General features: G+C 69.6%; 14 protein-coding genes. 7 read left to right on the top strand and 7 right to left on the bottom strand.

Annotation, left to right across the window (positions count from 1 at the left end; genetic code table 11):
* The first annotated feature begins 30 nt into the window (after positions 1-30).
* From ACFC14_RS08065 to ACFC14_RS08055, 3 genes are read left to right on the top strand one after another with little or no spacing between them, the layout of a single operon-like run.
* On the top strand, positions 31-1,137 hold the full coding sequence (locus tag ACFC14_RS08065; protein ID WP_376102750.1) for a hemin ABC transporter substrate-binding protein: 1,107 nt from the start codon (positions 31-33) through the stop codon (positions 1,135-1,137).
* Positions 1,134-2,207 (top strand): FecCD family ABC transporter permease, encoded by a 1,074-nt coding sequence (locus ACFC14_RS08060; protein WP_376102747.1) that lies wholly within the window; start codon positions 1,134-1,136, stop codon positions 2,205-2,207. Before ACFC14_RS08065 ends, ACFC14_RS08060 begins: the two co-directional genes overlap by 4 nt.
* Entirely contained in the window at positions 2,198-2,977 is a 780-nt protein-coding gene (locus tag ACFC14_RS08055; RefSeq protein ID WP_376102744.1) for a heme ABC transporter ATP-binding protein, read from the top strand. The genes ACFC14_RS08060 and ACFC14_RS08055 overlap by 10 nt, the downstream gene beginning before the upstream one ends.
* Before the next feature lie 7 nt (positions 2,978-2,984).
* Here the strand turns inward: ACFC14_RS08055 and ACFC14_RS08050 are convergent, their stop codons facing one another.
* Positions 2,985-3,353 carry a sterol carrier family protein gene (locus ACFC14_RS08050; RefSeq protein WP_376102741.1) on the bottom strand — a complete coding sequence of 123 codons (369 nt, stop codon included), beginning with the start codon at positions 3,351-3,353 and terminating at the stop codon, positions 2,985-2,987.
* Between the two features lie 53 nt (positions 3,354-3,406).
* Between ACFC14_RS08050 and ACFC14_RS08045 the strand changes: the two genes are divergently transcribed.
* The 4 genes from ACFC14_RS08045 to ACFC14_RS08030 all read left to right on the top strand — a co-directional run bounded on the left by ACFC14_RS08045 (position 3,407) and on the right by ACFC14_RS08030 (position 7,456).
* On the top strand, positions 3,407-4,081 hold the full coding sequence (locus tag ACFC14_RS08045) for an NUDIX hydrolase (protein ID WP_376102738.1): 675 nt from the start codon (positions 3,407-3,409) through the stop codon (positions 4,079-4,081).
* 69 nt (positions 4,082-4,150) lie between these two features.
* Positions 4,151-5,428 (top strand): phosphoribosylamine--glycine ligase, encoded by a 1,278-nt coding sequence (gene purD / locus ACFC14_RS08040; protein ID WP_376102735.1) that lies wholly within the window; start codon positions 4,151-4,153, stop codon positions 5,426-5,428.
* A 217-nt stretch (positions 5,429-5,645) separates the two neighbouring features.
* Positions 5,646-6,125 carry a winged helix-turn-helix transcriptional regulator gene (locus ACFC14_RS08035; protein WP_376102732.1) on the top strand — a complete coding sequence of 160 codons (480 nt, stop codon included), beginning with the start codon at positions 5,646-5,648 and terminating at the stop codon, positions 6,123-6,125.
* Positions 6,122-7,456 carry an MFS transporter gene (locus tag ACFC14_RS08030; RefSeq protein WP_376102729.1) on the top strand — a complete coding sequence of 445 codons (1,335 nt, stop codon included), beginning with the start codon at positions 6,122-6,124 and terminating at the stop codon, positions 7,454-7,456. Before ACFC14_RS08035 ends, ACFC14_RS08030 begins: the two co-directional genes overlap by 4 nt.
* Positions 7,457-7,640: 184 nt before the next feature.
* Here the strand turns inward: ACFC14_RS08030 and ACFC14_RS08025 are convergent, their stop codons facing one another.
* The 6 genes from ACFC14_RS08025 to ACFC14_RS08000 all read right to left on the bottom strand — a co-directional run bounded on the left by ACFC14_RS08025 (position 7,641) and on the right by ACFC14_RS08000 (position 13,010).
* Positions 7,641-8,369, bottom strand: a complete 729-nt coding sequence (locus tag ACFC14_RS08025) for an amino acid ABC transporter ATP-binding protein (RefSeq protein ID WP_136040817.1) — start codon at positions 8,367-8,369, stop codon at positions 7,641-7,643.
* On the bottom strand, positions 8,366-9,844 hold the full coding sequence (locus tag ACFC14_RS08020) for an amino acid ABC transporter substrate-binding protein/permease (protein ID WP_376102725.1): 1,479 nt from the start codon (positions 9,842-9,844) through the stop codon (positions 8,366-8,368). Before ACFC14_RS08020 ends, ACFC14_RS08025 begins: the two co-directional genes overlap by 4 nt.
* A gap of 158 nt (positions 9,845-10,002) precedes the next feature.
* Positions 10,003-10,542, bottom strand: coding sequence for a GNAT family N-acetyltransferase (locus tag ACFC14_RS08015; protein ID WP_376102722.1), 540 nt, complete (start codon positions 10,540-10,542; stop codon positions 10,003-10,005).
* Between the two features lie 41 nt (positions 10,543-10,583).
* The gene (locus ACFC14_RS08010; RefSeq protein WP_376102720.1) at positions 10,584-10,820 is read right to left on the bottom strand and encodes a DUF2442 domain-containing protein; all 237 of its coding nucleotides are present in this window, start codon (positions 10,818-10,820) and stop codon (positions 10,584-10,586) included.
* 10 nt (positions 10,821-10,830) lie between these two features.
* Entirely contained in the window at positions 10,831-12,402 is a 1,572-nt protein-coding gene (locus tag ACFC14_RS08005; RefSeq protein WP_376102717.1) for a DHA2 family efflux MFS transporter permease subunit, read from the bottom strand.
* Entirely contained in the window at positions 12,399-13,010 is a 612-nt protein-coding gene (locus tag ACFC14_RS08000) for a PadR family transcriptional regulator (protein ID WP_376102714.1), read from the bottom strand. Before ACFC14_RS08000 ends, ACFC14_RS08005 begins: the two co-directional genes overlap by 4 nt.
* Positions 13,011-13,065: the final 55 nt, after the last annotated feature.

Here is a 13,065-nt window from a genome sequence, read left to right as displayed (position 1 = left end):
GCGCGTCAAGTTTTAGGATAGCCTTGCCTAATGCGTCGCGTCTTTGCCGTCTTCTTCGTCGCCGCTCTCGCCATGGGTCTCACCGCGTGCGCCGAGCCCGGAGCGACCGCCGCACCACCCGCCGCCGCAGAAGACACCTGCCCGCAGGCATCCACTCCCCTCGCCTCGCTCGATCTGATTGACGACGTCCGCGGGCATGAGGGCCCTTCCACCGCGTGCCTCTCCAGCCGCGCGATCGAGGCCGTCGACGACGACACCGCGCCGACGCTCCCGGTCACGGTGACCGACAGCGAAGGCCGCGAGATCGAGATCACCGACGTCGACCGCATCCTCCCGATCGATATCTCGGGCACGATCGCCTCCACCGTGTTCGCCCTCGGACTCGGCGATCAGGTCGTCGGGCGCGACGCGTCCACCGTCTTCGCCGGAACGGAAGACCTCCCGGTCGTCACGAAGACCGGTCACACGCTGAACGCCGAGGCGATCCTCGAACTCGCGCCGACCGTCGTCCTCACCGACACCACGATCGGTCCGAAGGAGGTCCGTCAGCAGCTGCGCGACGCGGGCATCGCGGTCGTGGTGATCTCCAGCGACCGGCGGCTCGACACCACCGATGAGCTGGTCACCGAGATCGCCACGGCCCTCGGGGTGCCCAGCCGGGGCGAGGCGCTCATCGCGCGGCTCGACGCCTCGGTCGATGAGACGCTCGCCGAGATCGCCGACATCGTGCCCGCTGACGAGGCCGATCGCGCGCGGATGCTCTTCCTCTACGTGCGCGGCAGCGCCAACGTCTACTACATCTTCGGCGAGGACTCCGGCGCCGACTCCCTCATCGACGCGGTCGGCGGGGTCGACGTCGCGGCCGAGATCGGCTGGGAGGGCATGAAGCCCATGACCGCGGAGGCCCTCGTCGCCGCGCAGCCCGACGTGCTGGTGATGATGACCGACGGACTCGAGTCGGTCGGCGGCATCGACGGTCTCATCGAGCGGATCCCCGCCGTCGCCGAGACGCCCGCCGGAGCGAACCGTCGCGTGATCGACATGGCCGACAGCGAGATCCTCAGCTTCGGTCCGCGCACCGCCGGTGTGATCGGCGCGCTGGCCCGTGCCCTGTACGCCCCCGAGCCGGCGACGTGACCGGGGAGGTCGTCACGCCCACGCCGACCAGGCACCGGGGGCTGCGCTTCGCCCTGGTGACGACCGGCCTGATCGTCGCGCTCGCGATCACCTGCGTCGTCTCGATCACGAGCGGGCAGTACGACCTGTCCCCCACCTCGCTGGTGGGCGTGCTGCTGCGCGGCATCGGCATCGACACCGCCTGGGCGCCCGCGGCATCCACCGACTACGGCGTCATCTTCAACCTGCGGATGCCGCGCATCGTGCTCGGGCTCCTGGTCGGCGCCGCGCTCGCGGTCTCGGGTGTGCTCATGCAGGCGATCTTCGGCAACCCGCTCGCGGATGCCGGTGTCGTCGGCGTCTCCTCGGGCGCGGCGCTCGGTGCGGCGGCGAGCATCACGTTCGGCCTGGCCACCTTCGGCATGTGGACCACACCTGCGTTCGCGTTCCTCGGCGGCCTGATCGCGGTGTTCTCGGTGTACTTCATCAGTCGCTCCGGGGGCCGCACCGAGGTCGTGACCCTGCTGCTCACCGGCATCGCGATCAACGCCATCGCCGGCGCGGGAATGGCGTTCTTCACCTTCCTCGGCACCACGTCGACCCGCGAGCAGATCGTGTTCTGGCAGCTGGGGTCGCTGAACGGCGCCCTGTGGTCGAACATCCAGCTGGTCGCACCGCTGGTCCTGATCGGCGTGGTCGTCGCCCTGATCGTCGCTCCGAGCCTCGATCTCTTCGCCCTCGGTGAGCGCACCGCACGGCACCTCGGCGTCAACGTCGAGCTGCTGCGAGTCGTGGTCATCGTGACGGTCGCTCTGCTGGTGTGCGCGGCGGTCGCGTTCGCCGGGATCATCGGCTTCGCCGGGCTCGTCGTGCCGCACCTGATGCGCATGCTGATCGGCCCGGCGCACCTGCCGCTGGTGATCGCTTCGGCTCTCGGCGGTGCGCTGCTGATCGCCGTCGCCGACCTCGTCGCGCGCACGGCCGTGCCGCTCGCCGACCTGCCGATCGGCATGATCACCTCGCTCGTGGGCGGCCCGTTCTTCCTCTGGCTGCTCGTGCGCACGCGCCGTCGCTCGGGAGGATGGGCGTGACCGTGCGGCTCCGCGGGGCGGGGCTCACGGTGCGCGTCGGCGAGGGCCGCACGATCCTCGACGATGCCTCGATCGAGATCCACGCCGGGGAGATCCATGCCTTGGTCGGCCCGAACGGCGCCGGCAAATCCACCCTGTTCGGGGTGCTCGCCGGCGATGTCGGCGCGCAGGCGGGCACGGTCGAGATCGACGGTCAGCCCATCGAGCGCGTGAAGCCCCGCCTCCTCGCTCGGGAGCGGGCCGTGCTGCTGCAGGAGAACACGGTCACCTTCCCGTTCAGCGCCGAGCAGGTCGTGCGCATGGGGCGGACGCCGTGGGCACGCACGCCCGCGGCCGACGAAGACGACGAGCTGGTGTCGGCGGCCATGGCGCAGACGGAGGTGACAGCCCTCAAAGCCCGCGCGGTGCCCTCGCTCTCCGGGGGCGAGCGCGCTCGCGTCGCCCTCGCGCGCGTGATCGCCCAGAGCACCGGCATCCTGCTGTTGGACGAACCGACCGCCGCCCTCGACCTCAAGCATCACGAAGACGTCATGCGGCTCATCCGCGGGCGCGCGGATGACGGTGTCGCGGTGGCCATCGTGCTGCACGACCTCAACGCCGCGCTCGCGCATGCCGACCGGGTCACGCTGCTCTCCGACGGCCGGGTCGCGGCGACGGGCCCGGCAGCCGAGGTGCTCACGGCCGAACGGATCGAGCAGGTCTACGGCCAGGCGGTCGACGTGTTCCCGCACCCCGCGACGGGAGTTCCGCTGGTGGTCGCGCGGCGCTGAGTGGCGGCTACGGCCGAACCGGAAGCACGTCGCTCAGATCCGCGCGCGTGCCCGAGGCGTGGATGCGGCCCGCCGTTGCGGCATCCGCCCAAGGCTCTATGCCGGTGGCCACGGCGATCCACGTCGCGGCATCCATCTCGACGACGTTCGGCGGGGTTCCGCGTGTGTGGCGAGGGCCCTGGATCACCTGCACCGCGCCGAACGGGGGCACCCGGACTTCGACGCTGTTGCCCGGCGCCTTCTCGTCGAGCAGCTGTAGCAGGTAGCGCACGGCGGTGGCGAGGTCGGTCCGCTGCGGCTTCGTGCCGGAGGCGTCCGCGGCGCGTACGGCATCCAGCGCTGATCGCCCGTCGATGATGTCGATCTTCCTGGCCATTCCCCCAGCCTAGAACCGGCCACGCGCTCCCGACGCGTCCTAAGCTCGGACGCATGAGCATGCATCCGCAGGGCGCCCGCGCCGAGCTGCTCGCCGCTGTCGCCGACCACTCCTGGGGCGTCCGGATCCCGCCCCTCGCCGACCCGCACAACGCGCACGATGCCGCGGTGCTCATCCTGTTCGGGGTGCTGGACCGCACTCCCGCCCCCACGACCGACGCCGCCGTCGCCCGCGACCTCGACGTGCTGCTGCAACGGCGAGCGCCCACCCTCTCCTCCCACCCGGGACAGGTCTCGTTCCCCGGCGGTCGAGTCGAGGCCGACGATGCCGATCTGGTCGCCACGGCGCTGCGCGAGGCCGAGGAGGAGACCGGGCTCGATCCGACCGGAGTCGAGATCCTGGCGACGCTGCCCGTGATCCCCCTCGCCGCGAGCAACCACCTCGTCACACCGGTGCTCGCCTGGTGGCAGTCTCCGTCGAGGGTCGTGGCCGTCGACCATGCCGAGACGGTCGAGGTGTTCCGGGTTCCGGTCGCGCAGCTGCTCGACCCCGCGACCCGGTTCACCTCGACACTCACGCGGATGGGCCGCACCTTCCGCGGACCAGCCTTCGACGTCGACGGGACCATCGTGTGGGGCTTCACCGCGATGGTGCTCGATGCGCTGTTCGACGCGGCGGGCTGGACCGTTCCGTGGGACTCATCGGTGGAACGGACCGTCGAGGTCTGAGCCATCTGAGGAGCCGGGTTCTGCCCGCGACGCCGAAACCCGGAGCGCGAGCCTCGGTAGTCTGGACGGGTGAAGATTCTCGTCCTCGGTTCCGGTGCCCGTGAGCACGCGATCATCCTCGCCCTGCGGGCCGAGCAGACGGAGCACGAGATCTTCGTCTCTCCCGGCAACGCCGGCATCGCGCAGGATGCGACCCCCGTCTCGGTCGATCCTCTCGACGGCGGAGCGGTCACCGCTTTCGCCCACGAGCACGCGATCGATCTGGTCGTCGTCGGACCCGAAGCCCCCCTCGTCGCCGGAGTGGCCGACGCCCTGCGCGTCCGCGGTATCCCGGTGTTCGGACCGGGCAAGGCCGCGGCACAGCTCGAGGGCTCGAAGTCGTTCGCGAAGCGGGTGATGGATGCCGCCGGAGTACCGACCGGGCGCGCTGTCCGCGCCGCCAGCACGAGCGAGGTCGAGGCCGCATTCGACGATCTCGGCGCACCGTACGTGGTCAAGGCCGACGGCCTCGCAGCCGGAAAGGGCGTCATCGTCACGTCCGATCGCGCCGAGGCCCTCGCCCACGCCCAGCAGTACCTCCCCGCCGGTCCGGTGCTGATCGAGGAGTTCCTCTCGGGCCCCGAGGTCTCCCTGTTCTTCCTGAGCGACGGCGACACCGTGCGCGCGCTCAGCCCCGCCCAGGACTTCAAGCGCGCACTCGACGGCGACGCCGGCCCCAACACAGGTGGCATGGGCGCCTACTCGCCGCTGCCCTGGCTCGCCGAGCAGTTCGGCAGCGAGCGGGCCTTCGTCGAAGAGGTCACGCGCGACGTGGCTCTCCCCGTGGTGCGCCAGCTCGACGCGGAGGGCACCCCGTTCATCGGGCTTCTCTACGCGGGCCTGATCCTCACCCCGGCGGGCGTTCGCGTGATCGAGTTCAACGCGCGCTTCGGCGACCCCGAGACGCAGATCGTGCTGCCCCGCCTGGTCACCCCGCTGTCGCAGCTGCTGTTCGCCGCGGCATCCGGCACCCTCGAGGACCAGCCGGAGCCCGAGTTCAGCGACGACGTGGCGATCACGGTCGTGCTGGCCAGCGAGGGCTACCCCGAGGCACCGCAGACCGGGCGCCCGATCGAGGGTCTCGCAGAGGCCGCGGCCGTCGAGGGCGTCCGCCTCGTGCACGCCGCGACCGCGAGCCCGGATGCTCCCGGCGGATCGCTGATCGCGACGGGCGGACGCGTGCTGAACGTGGTGGCTGTGGCCTCCGACTTCCGCACCGCGCGCGACCGCGCATACGACGCGATCGCACGCATCCGCCTCGACGGTTCGCACTACCGCACCGACATCGCCGCCCGCGTCGCAAACTAGTCTCCGCCACCGACCACCTCGCCGAGCGCACGGCTTCGCGCCGAGCGCACGGCCTATCGACGCGAACACCCCGTGAGCTCGACAGCATCCCGTGCACTCGGCAGCATCCGGCGCGCACGGCAGCGCTGGCGCGCGATTCCGGACGAATCCCGACGCGAATCCTGCCAACGTCGAGTTCGCGGTTGACGCGGCTGGCTTTCTTCAAGAAAGTAGGTGGATGCCGCTCCGCTCCGACTGGTCGTCCTCGACCTGCCCGATCGCTCACTCCGCCGATGTGCTCGCCGACCCGTGGGTGCTGCTCATCCTGCGCGAGCTCTTCTCGGGTCGCACGCGCTTCGAGCAGCTACGCGAGGCGACCGGCGCGGCCGACTCGGTGCTCTCCCGGCGGCTGACCGCGATGGGCGAGGCCGACCTCGTCGCGCGCGAAGAATCCGACGACGCCCGCAGCGGCTACCGGCTGACGGAGGCGGGGTATCAGACGCTCCCGATCCTGCACGCCTACGCACGTTTCTCCCGCATCACCGACCCGGAGGGGTCCTGGGGCCTGACGGTCAGCTGCAGCCGGTGCGGCGACGTCTCGGAGTCGGTGGACTGGTGCGTTACCTGTGCGGCGCCGCTCGACGCCGACAGCACCCGCTGGGCACGACGCAGCATGGGCGGGGAGCCCTTCGCGCTCCACGCCGGGCGCGCGGCATGACCGCCGAATCAGTGGACGAGCCGACCGCCGAGCCGACCGCCGAGCCCGTCCGCGCGCGTCAGCGCCGCTTCCACCCGGCGTGGACCGTGGCCCTCGTCGCCCTCATCGCCCTCATCGGAGCCGCCGGATTCCGCGCAGCCCCCGGCGTGCTCATGGTGCCGCTCGAAGAGGAGTTCGGGTGGAGCACGGCCGAGCTGTCGCTGGCGGTCTCGATCAACCTGCTGCTCTACGGCCTCATCGCCCCGTTCGCCGCTGCGCTCATGCAGCGCTTCGGCATCCGCGCCGTCACGGTCGTCGCACTCTTCGTGATCGGGGCGGGCGCGGCACTCAGCGTGTTCGTCGCCACACCCGGACAGCTCATCCTGACCTGGGGTGTGTTGATCGGGCTCGGCACCGGATCCATGGCGCTGGTGTTCGCCGCGACCATCACCGACACCTGGTTCGCCACTCGGCGCGGACTGGTCTCCGGCGTGCTGACGGCGGGCAGTGCGACCGGACAGCTCATCTTCCTGCCCGTGATCGCGGCGGCGGCCGAAGACGTCGGATGGCGCGGGGCCTCGCTCATCATCGCGGGTGGTGCCCTCGCGGTCATGCCTCTGGTCTGGATCTTCCTGCGCAACCGCCCGATCGACCTCGGTGTCGCCCGCTATGGGGAGACCACTCCCACCGTGGCGCCGGCGCCGGTTCGCCGCGGAACGGCGTGGGGAGCCGCGAAGCTCGCCCTCACCACTCTGCGCGAGGCGGCGCGCACCCGGACATTCTGGGCGCTGGCGATCGGCTTCGCGATCTGCGGGGCCACCACCAACGGACTCATCGGCACGCACTTCATCCCCAGCGCGCACGACCACGGGATGGCGACCACGACCGCGGCAGGTCTCCTCGCGGTGGTCGGCGTCTTCGACATCGTCGGTACCGTGTTCTCGGGCTGGCTGACAGACCGCGTGAACCCGCGCATCCTCCTCGCCGCGTACTATGCGCTGCGCGGGGTGAGCCTGCTGTTCCTGCCGAGCCTGCTCTCGGCCGAGGTGCAGCCGAGCATCATCGTGTTCATCGTCATCTACGGGCTCGACTGGGTCGCCACCGTGCCGCCGACCATCGCACTGTGCCGTGAGGTCTTCGGCGACAAGGGACCGCTCGTGTTCGGCTGGGTGTTCGCGGCGCACCAGATCGGCGCGGGCATCGCCTCCGTGCTCGCCGGGCTCGTGCGTGACCACACCGGTCAGTACACGTTCGCGTGGTTCGCCGCCGCGGGCCTCTGCGCGGTCGCCGCCCTCGTCAGCGCGACCATCCGTCGACACCCCACCCCCGCCCGCGCCCGCGCCCGCGAGTAGTCCGTCCCGTTTCCCCACCGTCCCGGCATCCGCCCCGGGATCCCCGCGCCATCATCCCCGTCGCCTCCGGTGCACGGGATGCTGCCGAGTGCACGGCCTGTTCACGTGAACTGCCCGTGCACTCGGCGCGAACCCGTGCACTCGACGGAGGCGAAGGGAACGCTCGACCCCCGGGAAGGGAGGGTCAGAGCACCTTCGAGAGGAAGTCCTTCAGGCGCTCGTTCTTGGGGGCGCCGAAGAGCTCGGCGGGCGGGGCCTCTTCGACCACGACGCCGCCGTCCATGAAGACCGTGCGTCCGGACACCTCGCGGGCGAAGCCCATCTCGTGCGTCACCAGCACCATCGTCATACCGCCCGAGGCCAGGTCGCGGATGACCTGCAGCACCTCGCCCACCATCTCGGGGTCGAGGGCGCTCGTCGCCTCGTCGAACAGCATGATCTCGGGGTCCATCGCCAGCGCACGGGCGATCGCCACGCGCTGCTTCTGACCACCGGAGAGGGATGCCGGCTTCGCGTCCGCCTTCTCCGACAGGCCCACGCGCTCCAGCAGCGCCAGCGCACGCTCGCGCGCCTGAGCTTTGGTCATCTTGCCGCACTCGACCGGCGCGAGGGTGATGTTCTCGAGCACGGTCATGTGCGGGAACAGGTTGAAGTGCTGGAACACCATGCCGATACGCTGACGCACCTCGTCGAGCTTCACGCTCTTGTCCGTGAGGTCGACGCCGTCGATGATGACGTGCCCCGAGGTCGGCTCCTCGAGCTTGTTGAGGCAGCGCAGCAGCGTGGACTTCCCCGACCCCGACGGACCGATGACCGCGACGACCTCGCCGTCCTCCACCGCCAGGTCGATGCCCTTGAGCACCTCGTTGTCGCCGAACGACTTGTGCAGGTTCTGCACCACGATCTTGCTCATGCGTTGAACGTCCTCTCCAGGCGGTTCGCGAGCAGCGTCAGCAGCGTGATCACGATGAAGTAGATGATGGCGACGATCGTCAGCACCTGGGCCGACAGATAGGTCGAGGCGATGATCTGGCGCGACACGAACGTCAGCTCCGCGAGCCCGATGACGCTGATCAGCGACGTGTCCTTGAGGGTGATGATGCCCTGGTTCACGAACGACGGGATCATGATGCGGAACGCCTGCGGGAGCACGACCTTCTGCATCGTCTTCCAGTGGCTGAGCCCCAGCGAACGCGAGGCCTCGTTCTGACCGGGATCGACGGCCTGGATGCCGCCGCGGATGATCTCGGTCATGTACGCACCCGTGTTGAGCGAGAGCGTGATCGCACCGGCGACGAACGGATCGAACTTCAGATCGGGGATCAGCTGCGGGATCGCGAAGAACACGAAGAATGCCTGGATGAGGATCGGGGTGCCGCGGAAGACGTAGACGTACGCGGTGGAGATCCACCGCAGGGGAGCGAACTTCGCGAGACGGCCGAACCCGAAGATGATGCCGAGGATGAACGCGGCCACGATCGCGACGATCGTCGCGAGGATCGTGAGCCAGAGCCCCTGCATGAGCGCGGGCCAGTACTCGACGGCCACCGAGATGATGTCGGTCGGCTGCGCGGACTCCTCGCCGCCGGAGAGGTAGGTGTCGACGATCTCGTCGTACTGGCCGGAGGCCTTCAGGTTCGCGAGACCCTCGTTGAACATCTCGATCAGCTCGGGGTTCTCGCCCTTGTTGACCGCGAAGCCGTACTCGCCACCCAACTCGGGATCGCCGATGAGCCGGAAGCCGGAGCCCTGCTGGATGCCGTAGGCCAGCACCGGGAAGTCCTCGAAGTAGCCGACAGCCTGGCCGGCCTTCACGGCATCCACCATGTCGGTCGTGTCCTGGTACGGGGTGACCTTGAAGCCGTACTCGTCCTTGTTCTCTTCGGCGAAGGTCTGACCCTGCGTGCCGGTCTTGACGGCGACGGCCTTGCCGTCGAGGTCGTCGAGGGACTGGATGTCGCTCTCCTCGAGCACGCCCAGCTGGATGCCGCTGGTGAAGTACGGTTCGCTGAAGTCGAACGTCTCCTGCCGCGCCTCGGTGATGGACATGCCGGCCATGACGGCGTCGACCTGGTTCGACTGCAGCGCCTGCACGGCGGCGTCGAATCCGAGCTGGCGGATCTCGACCTCGAAGCCCTGGTCCTTCGCGATCGCACGGAGCAGGTCCATGTCGATGCCGACGAGGTCGCCGTCGGCATTCGTGAACTCGAACGGGGCGAACGTCGTGTCGGTGCCGATGACGTACTTCTCGCCGTCATCGGCGGCGGTGGCGGGGGCGGCTCCGGCGAGCAGCGCTCCCACGGCGACGAAGGCGACGAGTGCGGCCGCACCGGCGCGGCGCATCGATCGGCGCAGGCGGCCGGTCGCGGCGGATGGATTTCGGATCACGACGTGTGCTCCTCGGGATCGGATGATGCGACCGGACGATCGCCGAGCATCCACCTTAGTCGCCACGCCGCGCGCGCCCACGCCCGCGGCCGGACTCCGCAGCCGCGAGAAGGGGGTGCGCGCGGGTGACCGAAGACCTCCGCGTCGCGTCCGGCGGCTCAGGCCAGCGACAGCTCGATCCAGTACTGCCGCACGCGCGGCTGCCCCGGCGCCGAGGCATCGATCACGCCTTCGAGCTCCCCGCCGGCACCCTGGATCGTGTGGATGGAGCCGACGTTGTCGTCGTCGCAGGTGAGCATCACGCGGTCGTAGCCTTCGGACTTCGCGAAGCGGAGCACGAGGCGGAGGGCTTCGCGCACGATTCCCTCCCGGCGCCGCGAGGGGACCGTCGCATAGCCGATGTGGCCGCCGAAGCGACGCAGCCACTCGTTCAGCTCACGCCGGAACGCGATGAACCCGACGACGCGGTCGCCCTCAGTGATCCAGAAGAAGTCGCACGGCACGCGCCCCTCGGGCAGCACCGCCCCCGGAGTGGCATACAGCTCCGCCTTCTCGACGAACGCCGCGCATGCCGCCCGGTCGGGCACGAATCCCTGCTCGTAACCGCCGCCGTCGATGTGTCCGCCGTCGAACTCGGCCACGGCCGCGGCCCAGGAGTCGAAGAGGTCGATGGTCGGTCGAGCGAGTGCGATCGTCATCGCCCGATGACATCACATTCCGCGATACCCCGCAAAGGGCGTCAGCGGCCTCGGAGCAGCGCGGCGATGGAGAGGTCTTCGTCCAGCTGCCGCCAGTGGATACCCTCCCCCGCGCCGATCAGGCGCCAGTCCGCTCGCTCATCGGCGCTCGCGTCGACAAGGCGCGGGAACCAGTCGAGAGGAACACTGATGGTGCGTCCGTCCTTCATGTGCACGTGCAGCTCGCGGTCGTCGATCAGGAATCCGGTCGCGACAGCGTCATCCACCGAAGTGCTCATGCCACGCCTCCTACTCCGACGGCGCGGTCGACGGAGCCGCAGCATCCGCCTTGTCGTAGCGGCCGAGGAACAGCGAGGCGACGAGCGCGATCACCATGACGCAGGCCGGCAGCAGGATCGCCTGCGACATGCCGGCCGCGAACCCGTCGGCCACCTGCGGAGGCAGCGTCCCCCCGGTCGAGATGCCGGCCGGCGCATCGGCGAGACCGGGCAGGTTGGCCTCGAGGCGGGACTGCATGAACGCGGCGATGGATGCCGAGCCGATGACCGAGCCGATCGTCCTGGTGGTGTTGTAGATGCCGGCTCCGGCACCCGCCTGGCGCGGCGGGAGCTTGCGCGTCGCGGTGGTGGCGAGAGGGCCCCACATGCCCGCGTTGCCGATGCCCATCAGAGCCGAGGGCAGCAGGAACATCAGGATCGGGGTGTCCATGTTGATCAGGACCGAGTACCAGACGAGCGCGCCGGCGACGCAGAGCAGACCGGGGATCAGGATGATGCGCGGATCCACCCGATCGAGCAGCTTGCCCGCCGCCGGGGCGAGCACACCCGACAGCACCGCCATCGGGATCAGCAGCAGCGCGGCCTCGGTCGGGGTGAGCCCGCGCGCCGACTGCAGGAAGAACATCATCGGCAGCGACATGCTCGTCACCGTGAAGCCGACCGCGGCGATCGCGACGTTGGCGCCTGAGAAGTTGCGGTCGCGGAACAGCTCGAGCGGGACCAGCGGCTCGCTGCGGGTCTTGGCCTGCTGCACGATGAACAGCCCGAGCACGATGAGGCCGACGATGATCAGACTCCACACCGAGATGGGACCCCAGATCACGCCCCAGTCGTACTTCTCACCCTCCTGCAGTCCGAAGACGATCAGGAACAGTGCCACGGCGCTGAGCACGACGCCCACGATGTCGAAGCGGTGCGGGTGGGTGGCGAGCTTCGGGACCAGACGCCAGGCGAGCACGAACGCGACGATGCCGACCGGGATGTTCACGAAGAAGATCCACTCCCAGCCGAAGCCGTCGACGAGCAGGCCGCCCACGAGCGGACCGACGAGTGTGGCGACACCGGCCGTCGCACCCCAGAGACCCATGGCGGCGCCGCGGCGCTCGGGCGGGAAGGTCCGGGTGATCACGGCCATGGTCTGCGGGGTCATGAACGCCGCTCCGAGGCCCTGCACGGCGCGGGCGACGATCAGTCCCTCGAGCGAGTTCGACAGTCCGCACCACAGCGAGGCGAGCGTGAAGATCGCGAGGCCGATCAGGTAGATGTTCTTCGGGCCGAAGCGGTCGCCGAGGCGTCCGGTGATCAGCAGCGGCACGGCGTAGGCGAGCAGGTAGGCGCTGGTGACCCACACGACGTTGTCGAGGTTGTTCGTGTTCGGATCGAGCGCGGCCTTGATCGCCGGGTTCGCGACCGACACGATCGTGGTGTCGACGAGGATCATGAAGAAGCCGATGACCAGGGCCCAGAGGGCAGGCCAGGGGCTCGTGGGCTTGTGCCCGAGGGAGTAGGTGCCGGTCGAGGGGCCGGATGAGGCGGGCGCGGAGACCGGTGGGCGGTCTCCGTCGCGGGTGGAATCTGTCATTGCTGTGCAGCCTTTCGCTGAGCGCGGTAGCGGTCTGAGTTCGGGAATGCCGCGGGTCCCCACGGCAGGTCTTCGGCTTCGAGGCGGGCGATCAGCGCGTCGGCCCAGCGCAGCTCGGCCTCGAGCAGCACCTCCTGCCGCTCGTACTCCACGAGCACCTGCTCGGGCACGCCATCGCGTCTCGCTTCGATCAGTCCGTCGCGATGCGCGACGTGCTCGTCGTCGAGGGAGACGCGACGCGACCGCAGGCTCTGGAGCACATCGCCGCGTTCCATGTTGTGCGCCTCGGCGAGCGCGATCCGGAACTCGGCGGGACGATCGATCGTCGACAGCTCGCGTCGCAGCCAGGCGATGAGGGTCTCCCGGCCAGCGTCGGTCAGCGAATACGTCGTGCGCTCCGGGCGATTCCCCTCGCGGTCGCTGCCGACCTCGTCGATGAGTCGCGCCCGCTGAAGCCGGGCGACCGTGTGATAGAGCGTGCCGTTCGTGATGGTCAGCAGCCGATCGTCGCGGCGCACCCGCATCAGTCGCACCATCTCGTAGGGGTGCATGTCGCCCTCGCGCAGCAGAGAGAGGATCATCACCCCCATCGGGGTCAGTCGTTGCATGGCTCCTCCCCGGGTGTCGCGCTCAAATAGTCCATATGGACTATACGCCGGACCG

The organism is Microbacterium sp. NPDC055988, from assembly GCF_042269505.1.
Taxonomy (GTDB): Bacteria; Actinomycetota; Actinomycetes; order Actinomycetales; family Microbacteriaceae; genus Microbacterium.
Note: the sequence above shows the minus strand (reverse complement) of the source record. Positions and strands in the feature narration are given on the sequence as shown.

What these genes read in the sequence shown, in the direction of transcription:
- ACFC14_RS08000 (WP_376102714.1), bottom strand. Translation starts at nt 13,010, where the DNA reads ATGCAACGACTGACCCCGATGGGGGTGATGATCCTCTCTCTGCTGCGC.
- ACFC14_RS08055 (WP_376102744.1), top strand. Translation starts at nt 2,198, where the DNA reads ATGGGCGTGACCGTGCGGCTCCGCGGGGCGGGGCTCACGGTGCGCGTC.
- ACFC14_RS08030 (WP_376102729.1), top strand. Translation starts at nt 6,122, where the DNA reads ATGACCGCCGAATCAGTGGACGAGCCGACCGCCGAGCCGACCGCCGAG.
- ACFC14_RS08035 (WP_376102732.1), top strand. Translation starts at nt 5,646, where the DNA reads ATGCCGCTCCGCTCCGACTGGTCGTCCTCGACCTGCCCGATCGCTCAC.
- ACFC14_RS08015 (WP_376102722.1), bottom strand. Translation starts at nt 10,542, where the DNA reads ATGACGATCGCACTCGCTCGACCGACCATCGACCTCTTCGACTCCTGG.
- ACFC14_RS08050 (WP_376102741.1), bottom strand. Translation starts at nt 3,353, where the DNA reads ATGGCCAGGAAGATCGACATCATCGACGGGCGATCAGCGCTGGATGCC.
- ACFC14_RS08005 (WP_376102717.1), bottom strand. Translation starts at nt 12,402, where the DNA reads ATGACAGATTCCACCCGCGACGGAGACCGCCCACCGGTCTCCGCGCCC.
- ACFC14_RS08010 (WP_376102720.1), bottom strand. Translation starts at nt 10,820, where the DNA reads ATGAGCACTTCGGTGGATGACGCTGTCGCGACCGGATTCCTGATCGAC.
- ACFC14_RS08045 (WP_376102738.1), top strand. Translation starts at nt 3,407, where the DNA reads ATGAGCATGCATCCGCAGGGCGCCCGCGCCGAGCTGCTCGCCGCTGTC.
- ACFC14_RS08065 (WP_376102750.1), top strand. Translation starts at nt 31, where the DNA reads ATGCGTCGCGTCTTTGCCGTCTTCTTCGTCGCCGCTCTCGCCATGGGT.
- ACFC14_RS08025 (WP_136040817.1), bottom strand. Translation starts at nt 8,369, where the DNA reads ATGAGCAAGATCGTGGTGCAGAACCTGCACAAGTCGTTCGGCGACAAC.